This is a genomic window from Burkholderia sp. Ac-20365, from assembly GCF_017104715.1.
Lineage (GTDB): Bacteria > Pseudomonadota > Gammaproteobacteria > Burkholderiales > Burkholderiaceae > Paraburkholderia.
Genome location: NZ_JAAGPI010000006.1, coordinates 17,258 through 33,408 on the forward strand (window position 1 = coordinate 17,258; position 16,151 = coordinate 33,408).

Annotated in this window: 16 protein-coding genes and 1 tRNA gene; 14 read left to right on the forward strand and 3 right to left on the reverse strand. The window is 61.1% G+C overall.

Going from position 1 to position 16,151, the window contains the following annotated elements:
• The first annotated feature begins 27 nt into the window (after window positions 1-27).
• The 3 genes from selA to G3O01_RS13015 all read left to right on the forward strand — a co-directional run bounded on the left by selA (window position 28) and on the right by G3O01_RS13015 (window position 3,569).
• Window positions 28-1,473, forward strand: coding sequence for an L-seryl-tRNA(Sec) selenium transferase (gene selA, locus G3O01_RS13005; protein WP_205805208.1), 1,446 nt, complete (start codon window positions 28-30; stop codon window positions 1,471-1,473).
• Window positions 1,470-3,413: a selenocysteine-specific translation elongation factor gene (selB, locus tag G3O01_RS13010; RefSeq protein WP_205805209.1), complete on the forward strand. Its 1,944-nt coding sequence runs from the start codon at window positions 1,470-1,472 to the stop codon at window positions 3,411-3,413. Before selA ends, selB begins: the two co-directional genes overlap by 4 nt.
• A 63-nt stretch (window positions 3,414-3,476) precedes the next feature.
• Window positions 3,477-3,569 (forward strand) — tRNA-Sec (locus G3O01_RS13015).
• A 51-nt stretch (window positions 3,570-3,620) separates the two neighbouring features.
• Here the strand turns inward: G3O01_RS13015 and G3O01_RS13020 are convergent.
• Entirely contained in the window at window positions 3,621-4,319 is a 699-nt protein-coding gene (locus G3O01_RS13020) for a GntR family transcriptional regulator (protein ID WP_241023915.1), read from the reverse strand.
• Window positions 4,320-4,545: 226 nt separating this feature from the next.
• Here G3O01_RS13020 and G3O01_RS13025 point away from each other — a divergent pair, with 226 nt between their 5' ends.
• The 6 genes from G3O01_RS13025 to G3O01_RS13050 all read left to right on the forward strand — a co-directional run bounded on the left by G3O01_RS13025 (window position 4,546) and on the right by G3O01_RS13050 (window position 10,416).
• Window positions 4,546-5,841 carry an MFS transporter gene (locus G3O01_RS13025; protein ID WP_205805210.1) on the forward strand — a complete coding sequence of 432 codons (1,296 nt, stop codon included), beginning with the start codon at window positions 4,546-4,548 and terminating at the stop codon, window positions 5,839-5,841.
• A 39-nt stretch (window positions 5,842-5,880) separates the two neighbouring features.
• Complete coding sequence (locus tag G3O01_RS13030) at window positions 5,881-6,609, forward strand: aspartate/glutamate racemase family protein (protein ID WP_205805211.1); 729 nt, start codon at window positions 5,881-5,883, stop codon at window positions 6,607-6,609.
• Window positions 6,610-6,619: 10 nt separating this feature from the next.
• Window positions 6,620-8,035: a dihydropyrimidinase gene (gene hydA / locus G3O01_RS13035; RefSeq protein WP_205805212.1), complete on the forward strand. Its 1,416-nt coding sequence runs from the start codon at window positions 6,620-6,622 to the stop codon at window positions 8,033-8,035.
• 14 nt (window positions 8,036-8,049) lie between these two features.
• Window positions 8,050-8,802: an aspartate/glutamate racemase family protein gene (locus G3O01_RS13040; protein ID WP_205805213.1), complete on the forward strand. Its 753-nt coding sequence runs from the start codon at window positions 8,050-8,052 to the stop codon at window positions 8,800-8,802.
• A gap of 23 nt (window positions 8,803-8,825) precedes the next feature.
• Window positions 8,826-9,245, forward strand: coding sequence for a DUF3830 family protein (locus tag G3O01_RS13045; RefSeq protein ID WP_205805214.1), 420 nt, complete (start codon window positions 8,826-8,828; stop codon window positions 9,243-9,245).
• A 223-nt stretch (window positions 9,246-9,468) separates the two neighbouring features.
• The gene (locus tag G3O01_RS13050) at window positions 9,469-10,416 is read left to right on the forward strand and encodes a 2-dehydropantoate 2-reductase (protein ID WP_205805216.1); all 948 of its coding nucleotides are present in this window, start codon (window positions 9,469-9,471) and stop codon (window positions 10,414-10,416) included.
• Window positions 10,417-10,459: 43 nt separating this feature from the next.
• Here G3O01_RS13050 and G3O01_RS13055 read toward each other — a convergent pair whose 3' ends face one another.
• Window positions 10,460-11,518 carry an alkene reductase gene (locus G3O01_RS13055; protein WP_205805218.1) on the reverse strand — a complete coding sequence of 353 codons (1,059 nt, stop codon included), beginning with the start codon at window positions 11,516-11,518 and terminating at the stop codon, window positions 10,460-10,462.
• A 111-nt stretch (window positions 11,519-11,629) separates the two neighbouring features.
• Here G3O01_RS13055 and G3O01_RS13060 point away from each other — a divergent pair, with 111 nt between their 5' ends.
• Entirely contained in the window at window positions 11,630-12,526 is an 897-nt protein-coding gene (locus G3O01_RS13060) for a LysR family transcriptional regulator (RefSeq protein WP_205805219.1), read from the forward strand.
• A gap of 55 nt (window positions 12,527-12,581) precedes the next feature.
• On the opposite strand, the gene G3O01_RS13065 is transcribed toward G3O01_RS13060, so the two are convergent.
• Window positions 12,582-12,944 carry a hypothetical protein gene (locus tag G3O01_RS13065; RefSeq protein ID WP_241023916.1) on the reverse strand — a complete coding sequence of 121 codons (363 nt, stop codon included), beginning with the start codon at window positions 12,942-12,944 and terminating at the stop codon, window positions 12,582-12,584.
• Between the two features lie 263 nt (window positions 12,945-13,207).
• Here G3O01_RS13065 and G3O01_RS13070 point away from each other — a divergent pair, with 263 nt between their 5' ends.
• The 4 genes from G3O01_RS13070 (at window position 13,208) to G3O01_RS13085 (ending at window position 16,147) form a co-directional block, all read left to right on the forward strand.
• A complete protein-coding gene (locus G3O01_RS13070; protein WP_205805221.1) occupies window positions 13,208-13,528 on the forward strand; it encodes a DUF4148 domain-containing protein in 321 nt (106 codons plus the stop codon).
• Between the two features lie 50 nt (window positions 13,529-13,578).
• Window positions 13,579-13,863 (forward strand): hypothetical protein, encoded by a 285-nt coding sequence (locus G3O01_RS13075; protein WP_205805222.1) that lies wholly within the window; start codon window positions 13,579-13,581, stop codon window positions 13,861-13,863.
• 168 nt (window positions 13,864-14,031) lie between these two features.
• Entirely contained in the window at window positions 14,032-14,718 is a 687-nt protein-coding gene (locus G3O01_RS13080) for a response regulator transcription factor (protein WP_205805713.1), read from the forward strand.
• A gap of 13 nt (window positions 14,719-14,731) precedes the next feature.
• Window positions 14,732-16,147 (forward strand): HAMP domain-containing sensor histidine kinase, encoded by a 1,416-nt coding sequence (locus tag G3O01_RS13085; protein ID WP_241023917.1) that lies wholly within the window; start codon window positions 14,732-14,734, stop codon window positions 16,145-16,147.
• Window positions 16,148-16,151: the final 4 nt, after the last annotated feature.

Here is a 16,151-nt window from a genome sequence, read left to right on the forward strand (position 1 = left end):
TGACAATAGCGCGGGGAGAACACGAGCGTGAGCGAAGTGTCGGGGAACGAGTTGAGCAAAGACATGCGCGCGTCGCTGGCGCGCGTGCCGGCGGTCGAGCGTGTCGTGTCGTCGGCGGCTGCGCAGCCTCTGATCGGCGAATACGGACGCACGCAGGTGGTCGATGCGATCCGCGCGGCAGCCGATGCACTCAGGCGCGAACTGCTCTCGGGCGCCGCGTTGGATGAACCGGTTAATTTCGACGTGAAGCTCATCGACGACGCATCGCGTTCGCTCGCCGCGCGCGCGCGGCCCAACCTGCGCGCCGTGTTCAATCTCACCGGCACCGTGCTGCATACGAATCTCGGCCGCGCGCTGCTGCCCGACGAATCCGTGCGCGCGGTGGTCGAAGCGCTGACGCGGCCGATGAACCTGGAGTTCGATCTCGCCACGGGCAGCCGCGGCGATCGCGACGATCTGATCGATGACCTGATCGGCGAACTGACGGGCGCCGAGGCGGCGACAGTGGTCAACAACAACGCCGCCGCCGTGCTGCTGACGCTGTCGGCGCTCGCATCGAAGAAAGAAGTGGTCGTGTCGCGCGGTGAACTGGTCGAGATCGGCGGCGCGTTCCGCATTCCCGACATCATGTCGCGCGCGGGTGCGAAGCTGCGCGAGATCGGCACGACCAACCGCACGCATCTGAAGGATTACGACGAAGCGATCAACGCGCGCACCGCGCTGCTGATGAAGGTTCATTGCAGCAACTATGCAATCGAAGGCTTCACGAAAAGCGTTTCCGTCGATGAAGTCGCGCAGCTTGCGCACGCGCGCGGCCTGCCGATGGCCGTCGATCTCGGCAGCGGCACGCTCGTCGATCTCGCGCAGTTCGGCTTGCCGACCGAGCCGACCGTGCGCGAGACGGTCGAAGCCGGCGCCGATCTCGTCACGTTCAGCGGCGACAAGCTGCTGGGCGGGCCGCAAGCGGGGCTGATCGTCGGGCGCGCGGAGTTGATCCGCAAGATCAAGAAGCATCCCTTGAAACGTGCATTGCGCGTCGGCAAGCTGACGCTTGCGGCGCTCGAACCTGTTCTGCAGCTTTATCGTGCGCCTGAATTGTTGCGCGAGCGGCTCACGACCTTGCGTCTGCTGACGCGTCCCGCCGCCGACATGCAAGCGCAGGCGGAGCGCGTGCAAGCGGTATTGCAACGCGCGCTTGGCGACGCGTACAGCATGACAGCCGAGCCGATGATGAGCCAGATCGGCAGTGGTGCATTGCCTGTCGATCAGTTGCCGAGCTTTGGTCTTGTCCTTCGAAATGCGTCTGGCAAGCGCAGCGGGCGTGCGCTGTTGAAGCTCGAAGAAGCGCTGCGCGCATTGCCGCGCCCGGTGATTGGACGCATTGCCGATGACGCGCTGCGCCTCGATCTGCGCTGCCTCGAAGCCGCGGATGAAGCCGTGTTCGTCGCGCAATGCGCGGAGTTGCGCCTATGATCGTCGGCACCGCGGGCCATATCGATCACGGCAAGACGACGCTGGTGCGCGCGCTGACGGGGGTCGATACCGATCGTCTGAAAGAAGAGAAGGCGCGCGGCATTTCGATCGAGCTTGGCTACGCGTACACGCCGCTCGACAACGGCGACGTGCTCGGCATGATCGACGTGCCGGGCCACGAAAAGCTCGTGCATACGATGGCGGCGGGCGCATGCGGCATCGACTATGCGCTGCTCGTGATTGCCGCCGACGACGGCATCATGCCGCAGACGCGCGAGCATCTGGCGATCCTGCAACTGCTCGGCGTGACAAGTGGCGCCGTCGCGTTGACGAAGACGGACCGCGTGGACGCGACGCGCGTCGCACAGGTGCGCGACGAGGTTCATGCGTGGCTCGCGGCGACGCCGTTTTCTGAAGCACCGTTATTCGAAACGAACGCGACGGCCGCCGACGATACGGGCGTGCGCTTGCTGTTGCAGCATCTGCGCGACACAGCGGTTGCATGGCGTGCGCGTCGCGACGACGGGCTGTTCAGGCTGGCCATCGACCGCGTGTTTACGCTGGCTGGGCAAGGCACGATCGTCACAGGCACCGTGTTCGCCGGACGCGTCGCGACAGGCGACACGTTGATGCTCGAACCCGCGCATCAAGCAGTGCGCGTGCGCAGCATTCACGCGCAGAACCGCGCAGCCGATGTAGGACGCGCAGGGCAGCGCTGCGCGCTCAATCTCGCGGGTATCGACAAGGATGCGATGACGCGCGGCGACTGGATCGTCGATGCGCGGCTCGCTCAGCCGGGCGAGCGGCTCGACGTCGAACTGACGCTGCTCGCCGATGCAGATATCACGCTGCAACACTGGGCGCCGTTGCATGTGCATATCGGCACGCTGCATCGTGTCGCGCATGTCGCGTTGCTCGAAGGCGATACGCTTTCTGCCGGCGGCAGTGCGCGCGTGCAACTTGTGTTCGATTCGCTCGTCTGCGCATTGCCGGGCGATCGCTTTATCGTGCGTAATGCGCAGGCGACGCGTACGGTGGGCGGCGGGCGCGTGCTCGATCCATTTGGGCCGCCGCGCAAACGCAGGACGGCCGAGAGGCGCGCATGGCTCGACGCGTTGCAGGTCTGGCTCGACGAGGGGCGCATCGGGCCGCTGCTCGAAGAAGCGCCGCGCGGCGTTGCGCGATCGATGCTGATGCAACTGACGGGATTGCCCGCCGATTCGTTGCCGCTACCCGACGACGCCGACTCCATCGCGCTGCACGGCAAGGACGCGGGCGATGCTGTCATCGTGTTGCGCAAGCACTGGGCGCGCTTGCAGTCGAGCGTGATCGCGGCGCTCGAGCAATACCACGCGCGTTCGCCCGACGAACTGGGACCGGATATGGCGCGCTTGCGCCGCATCGCGGCGCCGCTGGTGCACGACGCGATGTGGCGTGCGCTGGTGGATTCGCTCGTCGCCGGCGGCGCGATGGCGAAAAGCGGGCCGTGGCTGCATTTGCCGGCGCATTCGGTTGTGCTCGATACGAACGAGCAAGGTATCGCCGATATGTTGCTGCCGCTGCTTCTGGCGGGCCGATACGATCCGCCGTGGGTGCGCGATCTCGCGAAGAAGACGGGACAGCACGAAGAAAGCGTGCGCCTGGTGTTGCGCAAGCTCGCGCGGCAAGGCGACGTGCATCAGATTGTCCGCGATCTGTTTTATCACCGCGATGTGGTGCACGAATTGGCGCGGCTCGTCGCCCGGATTGCGGGCGAGCAGGGCGGCGCGTTGGGCGCGTCAGCGTTTCGCGATGCGGCGGGTCTGGGCCGCAAGCGTGCGATTCAGATTCTGGAGTTCTTCGATCGCATCGGCTATACGCGCTTTCAACGCGACGTGCATTGGCTGAGGCCGGATTCGCTTTTGCATGAAGCGATTGCGTGCGCAACCGATGAGAGTTGATTTTGCGGTCGCTATAATCGGTTGCGCGTGACGTTGCTGGATGATGTGAGGTGAGTGGTCAACGGAAGGCATTCGTATCTGGTGGTGCGGCAGGGCTTCAAACCCTGTAGAGGGTGTCAGACACTCTCTGGTCGGTTCGACTCCGGCTGCCTTCCGCCCTTGGGTTTGTTGGACACTCTGCTATTCGCCGCCGCGCCGCCGCCACGTCTATTTCCCAGTCGTGCCCTCCAGCACTTTCATCACTTCCGCCGCTGTATGTTCCGAATGTTCGCGCAGTAACCGGGCGAGAGATACTCCGTCGCGCTTCGCCAGCGCATCCAGTATTTCACTATGTTCGCCAAGAGACTCAGCCCAGCGCAACACGTCGGCATTTGCCGCGCCTCTCGCGCGATGGATCTTGCTCATCAGCGACGAGTACAGGTCGGATAGCACGGCATTGCCGGCAACATCGACGATGTGCTGATGCACTTTCTGATTGGCGCGGTAGTAGGCCGTCCGTTTGCCCTCGCGGTGATACGTCTCCATGGTGCGATGACGCTCCAGCAGCAGCCTCATCTGCTTGTCGTCGATACGCTTCGCGGCAAGCCGTCCAGCGGTTTCCTCGAGTCCATGCAGTACTTCAAAGATGGCGGCTATCTCGTCCCGGTCGATCGGTGCGACCTGAAAACCCATGTGCTGCCGATGAGTCACGTGCCCCTCGGTCACCAGCGTTTTGAGCGCTTCGCGCAAGGGCGTTCTGGAGATGTCGAACTGTTCGCACAGCGTTTTCTCATCTATATGTTCGCCGGGCGGCAACTCACCTTCGAGAATCATCTCGCGCAGCCGCTCTGCGATCGCCGCATACATACCCGTGCCGCGCAGGCTGATCCGCTTGCGTGTTTCAGCCGGTAGTGACTTCATGTCCATGTCGCCTGTTTCCGTTTGCATCTTCCGCTTTTGCTTAATTGTCTTACAGCTTCGACTGACGATCTACAAAAATAAAAACGTATAAAAATCAACGAAATACAGCGCTTGTAATTCATAATTAGACATCATATACTGCGTTGGCGCATGCGGCGCACCGGGCCGGAAGCGGTCCCGGCTACAGACATGAGACCCGAAGGCCATTCTCAGGCGAACGGAGGAGACATAGATGCGAACCGTAAATGCGGCCGTGCAGGCCGAAGTCAGGACCGGCGTACGCTGGCGAATCTTCCTGGTCATGTTGATGCTGATTTCGATCAACTATATCGACCGGGCCTCGCTGTCGGTGGCCATGCCGCTGATCGCGAAGGAGTTCCACATCGCCCCTGCCGTGCAGGGGCTGATTCTCAGTTCGTTCTTCTGGACCTACGCGTTGATGCAGATTCCGGGCGGCATGCTGGCTGACCGATTCAAGCCGCGGATCGTGATCGCGTGCGCCACGCTGTTCTGGGGCTTCTTCCAGGGCATTGCCGCCGTTTGCACGACGGCCACGGCGCTGATTCTCACCCGCCTCGGGCTGGGTGCCGCAGAAGCGCCGATCTATCCGGCGGGCGGCAAGCTCAACGCCATGTGGATGACGCGGCACGAACGTGGCCGCGGCGCGACGCTGCTCGACGGTGGCGCCCCGCTGGGCGCGGCATTCGGTGCCGTGATCATCTCCGGGTTGATCAGCGAGTTCGGATCCTGGCGCACGTCCTTCGTAGTGGCCGGCGTGGGCACCATGCTTGCCGGCCTGTTCGCCTGGTACTACATCCGGAACAACCCGCGCGAGCATCCGGCTGTGAATCAGGCCGAAGCAGACTACCTCGAAGCGGCCCTTCTGGAAGAACATCGCAGCGAACCGGTTCATGCCAGCGGCCGCAGCCTGGATTTCTTCCGTTATCGCTCGGTGTGGGGCATGTTCTTCGGCTGGATGTGCTTCAACTCACTGTTCTACGGTTTGCTCACCTGGATGCCGAACTATCTGAACAAGGTTCACGGCTTCAACATCCAGCAGATGGGCGGAGCCAGTTTCGCAATCTTCTTCAGCGGGTTCGTGGGTGAACTGATCGGCGGATGGATCGCCGACAAATGGAAGGCAGCGGGCGGTTCGCCCAATCGGGTGATGCGCACACTGTTCGGTATTGCCGCCGTGGCGGCCACTGCATCGATCTTCTCGGTCGCCTATGTCGGCAATCCGGTGACGGTGGTGGTGTTGCTCGCGTCCACGCTGTTTTTCCTGCGCTGGTGCGGTCTGTACTGGTGCCTGCCTTCCATCCTCGGCACGCGCAACAAGATCGGCTTTCTCGGCGGTCTGATGAACCTGGGCGGCAATATCGGCGGTGTGCTCGTGCCGATCATCGTTGGCCTGATCGTGCAGACGACCGGTTCGTACTTTCTGGCGCTGATGTTCTTCGCTGCCGCAGGCGTCGGCCTGTTCGTCTGTTCGACACTGATCGACTACGAACGCAAGCTGCCCGTCTGAGCTTTTTTTCACCTCTAACAACTGATTGCTGATTTCATCATGAGCAAACGCGTCATGCTCGGCATGCTTACCCCGTCATCCAACACCGCGCTCGAACCGATCACGAGCGCGATGGTGGCCCAACTGCCCGGTGTCAGCGCCCATTTCTCGCGCTTCACGGTCACCGAAATCTCGCTGTCCGATCGCGCTCTCGGGCAGTTCGACACGACCAACATCATTCAGGCAGCGAAGCTGCTGGCCGATGCCAAGGTCGATGTGATCGCGTGGAACGGCACGTCATCCGGGTGGCTCGGTTTCGAGACCGACCGCCGCCTGTGCCGCGAAATCGAGGAGGCGACGGGCATCCCGGCGACCACCTCGGTGCTGGCGCTAAACGAAATTCTGGACAGGACCCGCGTGAAGAAATTCGGTCTGGTCACGCCGTACCTCAAGGAGGTCCAGCAGAAGATCGTTGCGAACTACCGTGAGAACGGTATCGACTGCTCCTCCGAAAACCATCTCGGACTCAAGGTGAACTTCGAATTTTCCGAAGTCACCGAAGATACGTTGCGCGCCCAGATCCGCGAAGTCGCGAAGCAAAGCCCGGAGGCGATCGTCACCTTCTGCACCAACCTGCATGCCGCGCATCTGGCCTCGGAAGTGGAAGCGCAACACGGCATCCCGCTCTATGACACTATCTCCACCGTGGTGTGGAAGTCGCTGACGCTCGCCGGCTACGATACGACCCGGCTCACGGGTTGGGGCCGCCTGTTTTCCGAAGTTGCCTGAGAGACCTGCCATGACAACCGTGTACGACCTGGTGATCCGCAACGCCGACGTGGTGACCGCGTCCGAGCGCTTTAACTGCGATATTGGCGTGAAGGACGGCGTCGTCGTGGCGCTGGGCCGCCAGCTTGACGCAGGCCGGCGCGAGATCGACGCCACTGGCCTGCTGGCGTTGCCCGGCGGTATCGACGCGCACTGCCATCTCGATCAGCCAATGCCCGACGGCTTGAAGATGGCCGATGACTTCCTGAGCGGCACACGCGCCGCAGTGTGCGGCGGCACCACGACGGTGATTCCGTTCGCCGCGCAGGCCAAGGGGCAATCGCTCAAAGCGGCAGTGGCCGACTACCATCGCCGCGCCGATGGTCGCGCGGTCACCGACTACGCGTTCCATCTGATCGTCTCCGATCCGACGCCCGAAGTACTGGAGCGCGAACTGCCGGAACTGATCGCGGCCGGTTATACGTCGTTCAAGATTTACATGACCTACGACGACCTCAAGCTCAGCGACCGCGAGATCCTCGAAGTGATGGACGTCGCACGCCGCAACCAGGCGCTGGTCATGGTGCATGCCGAGAATTCGGACTGCATCGCGTGGCTGACCGACAAGCTCACGGAAGCCGGCAACTACGCGCCCATGTATCACGCGCTGTCGCGCCCGGCTGTGGTCGAGCGCGAGGCGACACACCGTGCGATTGCCTTCTCCGAACTCGTCGACGTGCCGATCCTGATCGTCCACGTGTCGGGCCAGGATGCGATCGAGCAGATCGAGTGGGCGCAGCAACGCGGCCTGAACATCTACGCCGAGACCTGCCCGCAGTATCTTTACCTGACCGCCGAAGATCTCGGCCATGAGGACGGCTATCACGGCGCGAAGTGCGTTTGCAGTCCGCCGCCGCGCGACGCATTCAGCCAGAAAGCTGTGTGGAGTGCGCTCAAACGTGGCGTATTCAGCGTGTTCTCGTCCGACCACGCGCCGTTCTCATTCGACGATCCTCAGGGCAAGAAGCCTGGCGGCAAGGAGGTCTCGTTCGAACACATCCCTAACGGCATTCCCGGTATCGAGACCCGTCTGGCGCTGCTATTCGATGGCGTGAACCGGGGCAAGCTGTCGCTGCACAAGTTCGTCGAACTGACGTCCCTGAATCCCGCGAAGCTGTATGGCCTTTATCCTCGCAAGGGAACGATCGCTGTCGGTGCCGACGCCGACATCGTGCTGTGGGATCCGCTAAAGCAGGTTGTGATCGCGAACGACGCGCTGCATCACAACGTCGACTACACGCCGTACGAGGGCCGCACCGTCCAGGGTTGGCCGAAGCACTGTCTGTCACGCGGCGAACTGCTGGTCGAGAGCGGCCGTTATCTCGAGCCGGAAGCGGGCCGGGGGCAGTTTCTCGCTGCTGGCAAGCCGCAGTACGTCGACCTCTGATATCGGAGCGCAGCATGAAGATACTCGTCATCAACCCCAACATTTCCGAAAGCGTTTCGACGCTGATTCAGGCGGAAGCGCAACGCAGCGCGTCTCCCGGAACCGAGATCGCGGTCGCGACGGCACCGTTCGGTGTTGCATACATCGAGACGCGCTTCGAAGCGCTGGTCGGCGCGTACGCGAGCGCGTGCGTGGCGGCCGAACGTCATGGTACTTACGATGGCGTCGTGGTCGCGGCGTTCGGCGATCCCGGCCTGCAGGGCATCAAGGAATTGATCGACGTGCCCGTGGTCGGGCTGACCGAGTCGTCACTGATGACGGCGGCAACGCTCGGGCAACGCTTTTCGATCATCGCGATTTCGCCACGAATCAAGGCGTGGTACCGCGAGACTGTGGAGCGCAGTCATCTGGCGAGCCGGCTTGCGAGCATCCGCGCGCTCGACGAACCGCTGCGCGATATCGGCAACGTGCAGCAGGATCACGCGTCGAGACTGAAGGCACTGTGCAACCAGGTGGTCGACGATGACGGCGCCGACGTTATCATCATCGCCGGTGCACCTCTCGCAGGGCTCGCACGTGAGATCCGCAATGAACTGCCGGTGCCGGTCGTCGATGGCGTGTCGAGTGCGATCACCCAGCTCGAAGGCTTGATCCGGCTAGGTCCGAAAAAGGCGGAAAAGGGCAGTTTTTCCCGGCCGCCAGTCAAGCCGAACCGGGGCCTGCCCGAATCGCTCGAACGGCTGCTGCGCCACGGTCATACTGGTTGATCCAATCCTTCCATGGAGGCGACATGAAAAAGATTCTCGTAGAAGCCGGACCCTACCGCTTCGTCGGACAACTCGAAGAAGAGAAAGCACCGCGCACCTGCCAACGCTTCCTCGAATTGCTGCCCTTCAAAAACAAGGTCATCCATTCGCGCTGGAGCGGCGAGGCCGTGTGGATTCCGTTGGGCGACTTCGATACGGGTCTGACTTTCGAAAATCACACCAGCCACGCGTCACGTGGAGACATCCTTCTCTACCCGGGCGGTTTCAGCGAGACGGAATTTCTGTTCGTCTATGGCAGCTCCATCTTCGCGAGCAAAATGGGCCAATTGGCCGGCAATCATTTATTTACGTTGATTGAAGGCCACGAGCATCTGGCAGCATTCGGTAAGCTTGTGCTGTGGGAAGGCGCGCAAGACATTACGTTTTCGTTGCTGGACGCCTAGCGCCCGTCAGATCCGCCTGTTCCGCGCGGATACATTTCGATACACCGACGAAATACGCGAGACAAGTTCAGCCCTTCTAATTGCCCGAACGTTGGACATTCACTTCGTGCTTCTTCAAGCGTGGAATAGACGACGGAACCGGGTGTTATCGAGTGATGGCGGCGGTTGATGGTTGACTCCATCTGGCGCCGGCCGGGTGACCATTCGAACGTTAGAGGGCGACATGAAATTCGCGGTGATGGGTGCGGGCGCGGTGGGGTGTTTCTACGGAGGCATGCTTGCGAGAGCGGGGCATGACGTGACCTTGATCGGCCGGCCGAATCATGTGTCTGCAATCAGCAGGGATGGTCTGCGGTTCGAAGCGGCTTCCTTCGATGAGTTCATCGAGGTGACGGCTTGCACGGATGCGTCAGGCGTGGCGGGCGCAGACGTCGTGCTGTTGTGCGTGAAGTCACCGGATACCGAAGCGGCGGTCGCCGCGATGAGACCGTATTTGCCGGAGTCCGCCGTCATCGTCACGCTGCAGAACGGCGTCGACAATGCCGAGAGGGTGCGTGCCAAGATTGGGTGCGAAGTACTCGCGGCCGTCGTTTACGTCGGATGCGAAATGTACGCAACCGGTCACGTTCGACACCACGGGCGAGGTGAACTGATCATCGAGCCCGGCCAATCCAGCGACCGTCTCGCACACGTCTTGAATGAGGCGGGGATATCCACTGCGATATCTGCGAATGTACGTGGTGCGTTGTGGGAAAAGCTCGTACTGAACTGCGCATACAACGCGATTTCAGCGCTCGTTCAATTGCCGTTCGGCGAGCTTTGTCAGCGGGGCGGCACGGCCGTGGCGCCGGCCATGCGCGATATCGTGGCGGAGTGCCTCGCGGTTGCCAGCGCCGACGGTGTGGACATATCAGGCGACGTGGACTCGACAGTCGCAAAGATCATGGCGACGATTCCCGCCGGACAGTATTCGTCGACTGCGCACGATATCGCGACGCGCCGGCCCACTGAAATCGACCATCTGAACGGGTATATCGTGAGGCGCGGATTGGCGTTGGGCGTTGCCGCGCCCGTCAATCATCTTCTGGTGATGCTGGTTACGGTGATTGATAGCCAACGGACTGATGATCGATCGCTGAAGGGGCGTGCGACGGATCGCGTGCCAGCCTGAAGCCTGTGACTGGCAATCCGGCCGTCGACGCCAGCCTACGGGATCACGCCAGCGTCGGGTAGTCCGTGTAGAACTTCTCCGTGCCGCCAAAGAAACCTTCACGCTGAGGCTCGTTCATTGGCGCATTCATCTTGAGTCGTTCGACGAAGTCGGGGTTCGCCAGCACCATCGCGCCATAGGCTTCCAGATCGGCCATGCCCGATGCGGCATCGGTGCCCACCTGTTCGCGCGGACGCCCCGGGCGGTTCAGGATCAGCGTACCCGTCCAGAGCTTGCGGATATCGGCGAGCAGCGCCTCGTCGCCCAGATGCATGATGTGCAGATACGCGAGGCCCAGCTTGTCGAGTTCAGCGACAAGGTAGCGGTACAACGCGTGAACTTCCTCTCCCTCGTCGATGCCCCACATCGCCGTGCCCGGCGACAGACGGATGGCCGTCCGGTCGGCGCCGATCTTGTTGGCGATGGCCGTGGCAACCTCGATGGCAAAGCGGGCGCGGTTCTCGAACGGGCCGCCGTATTCATCGGTGCGTGTGTTGGCGCTGGGCGCGAAAAACTGCTGGACCAGATAGGCGTTCGCGCCGTGGATCTCGACGCCGTCGGCGCCCGCGTCGACTGCACGTCGCGCCGCGAAGGCGAAGTCCGCAACGGTCTGGCGAACTTCGTCGCGCGTCAGTGCGCGCGGAACGGGAATGTCCTGCATGCCGCTGGCCGTGAACATGCCCGCGCCCGGCGCAATGGCCGACGGCGCGACAGCAGGGCGGTGGTGCGGCGTGTTATCCGGATGCGACATGCGCCCTGCGTGCATCAACTGAATGAACATGCGGCCGCCTTTGTCATGCACCGCGTTCGTGATCTTCTTCCACCCTGCGACATGTGCATCGGTGTAGATGCCGGGTGTCGTCAGGTAGCCCTGGCCGTCGTCCGAAGGCTGCGTGCCTTCCGAGACGATCAGGCCAACGCCCGCGCGCTGCGCGTAATAGCGGGCGGCGAGGTCGCCGGGCGTGCCGTCGTACTGGGCACGCGAACGGGTCATCGGCGCCATGACGAGGCGGTTTTGCAGGGTGTAGCGGCCAACATGGATGGAATCGAACAGTTTGCTCACGACGGAATCCTCAATCAGGTTGAACGGGCAATGGTTCGATCATCACCTGCTGCACACTGAAGATAAAGATGGCCTTTCGGATATCATTGATCCATTCGTGGAGCAATGAGAATGGACGATTACCTGAATGACATGGCGCTGTTCGTCGAGGTCGTCAAGGCTAACGGCTTCCGTAACGCCGCCGAAGCGATAGGGATACCGAATTCGACGCTGTCTCGCCGGATCAGCGCGCTGGAGAAGAGCATCGGGCTGCGGCTGCTGCATCGGACGACGCGCAAGATCGAACTGACCGAGGCCGGGCAGGTTTACTTCGAACGATGCAAGCGCATCGTCGACGAGGCGCGCCTGGCGCACGAGCAACTGGGTGACATGCTCGCGCAGCCGAGCGGGACGCTTCGCGTGTCGTTGCCGGTGGATTTCGCCGTGACATACCTTGCGCCGTTGATCGTGGAATTCGCGGGCATGTACCCCGGCATCAGTTTCGATTTTGATCTCACGCCGCGTCGCGTCGATCTGGTCAGAGAACCCGTCGACGTGGCAATCCGCATCGGCGAGTCGGAGAGTTCGCAACTGATCGCGCGGACACTGGCTTCGCTCACGCCTTACCTGTATGCATCGCCCGGCTATCTGGCGCGAGCGGGTGAGCCCGCCAGGCCCGCTGAACTGGAGCGGCACGAATGTCTGACCATCCTGAAGGCGGGTGCATGGACCTTGCACGACGGCAAACGTACGGCAACGATTCCCGTAGGCGGGCGGATCGCGCTCAACAGTGTCGGCATGATCCGTCGTCTGGCGACGCTCGATATGGGTATCGTTCTGCTGCCGCAGGAAGTCGTTGCCGATGATCTGGCCAGCGGCGCGTTGTGCCCGGTCCTGCCTGGTTGGCACGGCACCCCTACGCCGATCTACGCGATCACCGAAACCCGTTTGCTACCCGCGAAGACGCAACGCTTTATCGAGTTTCTTCAGACGCGGCTGGCGCGGCAGGCAGCGAATCGCGCGCGTTGAGCGGACAGCTCACGGACTCGGCGGCACCTGCAGCCGGTGACGCGATGGACGTCGACTAGTTCAGCAGGCCTTGGTCTGTCGCGATGGTTTCGACCTGTTGAGTCATTGCTTCGCATAGCTTTTCAAGGCTATGTCTCGGCAACGCGAATCCCGCCCAGCCAAGGCCGCTGTGTCGGAATATCAGGACGACACCATCGTAGAAAGGGTGAGGTTCTGCGTGCCAGCACGGGTCCATTTCCACCACGTATTGTTGCGTCCGCGACGGTTCCTTCGGGATCTCCGGACGCATCGTCGTACGCATTCGGCTCAGAAGATCGATGACACCATCCACGTCGTTTGTTTGCAGTATGACGGACTTGTCGTCTATCGAAATGCATACCGCGTGCTTACCGCCATCGTTGACAAGTTCGACACTCATCTGTCGCAGCATAGGGGTTCCCTCGCGAAAATCACCCGGTAATTATGGGCAAATATCGCGTTGCTCCGACTTAAACATCGTGGCACCACAATGAATCTTTATTTAAGTACCAGTCGTCCAGAATAAGGCGCATTGCTACATGAATAAGTTTTCATCGAGTGTTAGATTTCGCGACATTCGCGCATTGCTAATCTTCTCCCGTCACTTCAATCGAGGGTGACACACAGATGCCAGCTGAGCTGGTGAACTTCAGGAGAAGAGTCATGAAACATGTTCCCGTTGTCCTTGGCAGTCTCGTTCTTGCATTTGCGAGCCTCTCGGCTAATGCAGCAACGCCCCATCTCACGCAGGCCGAATGTCACGATTACCCGTTCGTCAAACTGACGCATGAGGTCACGCACAAACAGCTGATGCAGGAGCTGGGCGAACTCGAAGATGTGGGCTATCAACCGGGCGGCGCTGAAAACGACTATCCGCACGATCTTCACGTGGCTGAGCGGAAGCTGCGCAATGAATACCGGCACGACTGCATGACGCCATCGGTCGCAGGGGCCCAGACGCCGGGCGCTTCGAGCGTCAACTGAACAGCGGGCCCGAAAACTAAATTTTTCTTCATGAAACATCCGATGTCGCGATGGTATCGAAGGAATACGCTTCCCATCGCGACCTGGTCAACAGGGAGCAAGGCATGAAATCGCTTTTGGTCGCGCCTGGTCTGTTGTCGTTCTTCCTCAGCAGCGCTGCACTTGCCCAGGCGGTGCAGCCAGCAAAGAAGCCGGATCAACAGTCCAATCTGCCGTCCAGGGCGGCCCCGGCATCGACGCTGACGCGTACCGACGTGCGACGTAACGATATGCGCGCTCCGATCGACGGGCAGACCAGAGACCTCCTGTCCATGCTGCACGAAGGAGGCCGATAAAGAACAGTGTGCTGTTCACTCTGCGTTCCCATGACTGTGTCCGCTACCCTATACCGAAGCTTGCAAACCGACGAACCGGCCGCTCCTGCTTGTGGCATCATGGAAAGTCCACGAGATTCAGGTGATGTCGGCAGTTGGTCGCAGGGTGACGCCGCCGATATGGAAACGATGGCAAACCGCGTACTGACGATTGAAGACGACCCGCTCACTGCGAAAGAGATTGTGACCGAGCTTCGAAAGGCCGGCTTCGAGGTGGACTGGGTCGATAACGGTACGGACGGTCTGGCACGTGCGATCAGCGGCCACTTCGACCTCATCATGCTTGACCGCATGCTGCCGGGCGTCGATGGTCTCACCATCCTCACCACCTTGCGCACCGTGGGAATCGAAACGCCCGTTCTGATGCTCAGCGCGCTCGGCGATGTCGATGAACGTATTCGCGGGCTGCGGGCAGGTGGTGACGATTACCTTACCAAACCGTTCGACCCCGATGAACTTGTCGCCCGGCTCGAAGTACTGTTGCGACGTCGCAAGGACGTGCCCGTTCAGGCGGTAACGAGTATTCAGGTCGGACCATTAAACCTTGATCTGATTACGCGCAAGGTGACGCGCGACGGCGTCGAAATCACGCTGCTTCCTACGGAGTATCGGATTCTTGAGTTCCTCATGCGGCATGCGGGCCAGACTATCACCCGTACAATGCTATTCGAAGCCGTGTGGGGCTATCACTTTGACCCCGGGACTAACCTGATCGATGTGCACATGGGGCGGCTTCGCAAGAAAGTCGATACTCAGGGTGCACAACAGTTGATTCAGACTGTGCGCGGTTCGGGTTATGTCCTTATCGACCAGTAAAAGCTGATTCATTTTGTCACACGCTATCAAATCCTCCGCACCCGTTCAGGTTGGAAGAGGCTGGCACACCACGACCTTCAAGTGGCTTTCCGTCTATGGAGTCATCTTCTCGTTGTCGGTGATGCTGCTGGTCGGTTTTATCGGATGGTCTGTGACAACGCGCATGCAGAATGACACCGACGGTCTTCTGCACTGGCAACTCTACTATTTCGAATCAATCCCGAGCCCGAACCTCCCGCTGGCCATTCATCGGCGTATCGAGCAGGAGCACCTGCATATCAGCTACTTCGGCCTGTTTGCGCCGGACGGGTCGAGAATTGCCGGCGATATCGAGTCCATTCCGCCAGAACTCAAACTCGACGAGGCGGGCCATACGCTGAGCGGAAAGCTGCGGGTTCGCGGCGAGCATACGCCCGAGGTGGTCCGGGTGTCGGCAGCCCGGCGGTCCGACGGTTCGGTGCTGGTGATTGCACGCGATCTCACGTCGATCCTTCGCATACGCGAAGTCGCCATCAACGCACTCGTGACGGGCGGGCTGTTCTTCCTCATTGTCAGCATCGCGACGGGTCTTCTGCTGAGCGTTCGGCAGATGCGCCGCGTGCGCGATATCCGCCGTGTGACGCTGCGCATCGCGGAGGGAGACCTCAATCAGCGTCTGCCGATAGGAGGCCGGGATGAACTCGACATGCTTTCGCATCTCGTCAATCACATGCTTGATGATATCGAGCGTTTGATGACCGAGGTGAAAGGTGCATGCGACGGCATTGCGCATGACTTGCGTACGCCTCTCGCTCACATCCGCACGCTGCTATCCAATGTGGCGCTACGTACTCGCGAGAGCGGCGACGACGAACTCAGAAATATGGTCGAAGAGGCGCGACTCGAAACCGACATGTTGCTCGAACGGTTCAGGGCCATGCTTAGAATCTCCGAAATCGAATCGCTCAAGCGGCGAAGCGGATTTGCGACTGTAGATCTTGCATCTCTGGTGGATGAACTCAACGAACTATATGGTCCTCTCGCCGAAGACCGCGGTGTCAAATGGAACGTCAGCGCAACGCCCGTCGATGCCGTGACCGGAGATCGCGCGTTGCTGTTCGAGGCGTTCAGCAATCTTCTCGACAACGCCATCAAGTTCACGCCGCAAGGCGGTGAAGTCAGCATCGCGCTGAGCATGGCGTCGCAAGGGCCGAAGCTCGTGATCAGCGACACGGGGCCCGGCATTCCCGAAGTAGAGCGCGAAGCGATTCTTGCCCGCTTCTATCGGGCGGACAAGGCGCGTCATATACCGGGCTCGGGGCTGGGGTTGAGCATCGTGACGGCTGTCATGCATCTGCACGACTTCGTGCTGCGCGTGGGTCGCAATGAGTCGTCGGCAGGGACAGGTACGGCGATGTCAGTCGAATGCTGGCCGCACGCGCTTGATTAACTGA

Coding starts and splice junctions, on each gene's coding strand:
- selB (WP_205805209.1), top strand. CDS start 1,470: ATGATCGTCGGCACCGCGGGCCATATCGATCACGGCAAGACGACGCTG.
- G3O01_RS13020 (WP_241023915.1), bottom strand. CDS start 4,319: ATGGACATGAAGTCACTACCGGCTGAAACACGCAAGCGGATCAGCCTG.
- G3O01_RS13025 (WP_205805210.1), top strand. CDS start 4,546: ATGCGAACCGTAAATGCGGCCGTGCAGGCCGAAGTCAGGACCGGCGTA.
- G3O01_RS13030 (WP_205805211.1), top strand. CDS start 5,881: ATGAGCAAACGCGTCATGCTCGGCATGCTTACCCCGTCATCCAACACC.
- hydA (WP_205805212.1), top strand. CDS start 6,620: ATGACAACCGTGTACGACCTGGTGATCCGCAACGCCGACGTGGTGACC.
- G3O01_RS13040 (WP_205805213.1), top strand. CDS start 8,050: ATGAAGATACTCGTCATCAACCCCAACATTTCCGAAAGCGTTTCGACG.
- G3O01_RS13045 (WP_205805214.1), top strand. CDS start 8,826: ATGAAAAAGATTCTCGTAGAAGCCGGACCCTACCGCTTCGTCGGACAA.
- G3O01_RS13050 (WP_205805216.1), top strand. CDS start 9,469: ATGAAATTCGCGGTGATGGGTGCGGGCGCGGTGGGGTGTTTCTACGGA.
- G3O01_RS13060 (WP_205805219.1), top strand. CDS start 11,630: ATGGACGATTACCTGAATGACATGGCGCTGTTCGTCGAGGTCGTCAAG.
- G3O01_RS13065 (WP_241023916.1), bottom strand. CDS start 12,944: ATGAGTGTCGAACTTGTCAACGATGGCGGTAAGCACGCGGTATGCATT.
- G3O01_RS13070 (WP_205805221.1), top strand. CDS start 13,208: ATGAAACATGTTCCCGTTGTCCTTGGCAGTCTCGTTCTTGCATTTGCG.
- G3O01_RS13075 (WP_205805222.1), top strand. CDS start 13,579: ATGGTATCGAAGGAATACGCTTCCCATCGCGACCTGGTCAACAGGGAG.
- G3O01_RS13080 (WP_205805713.1), top strand. CDS start 14,032: ATGGCAAACCGCGTACTGACGATTGAAGACGACCCGCTCACTGCGAAA.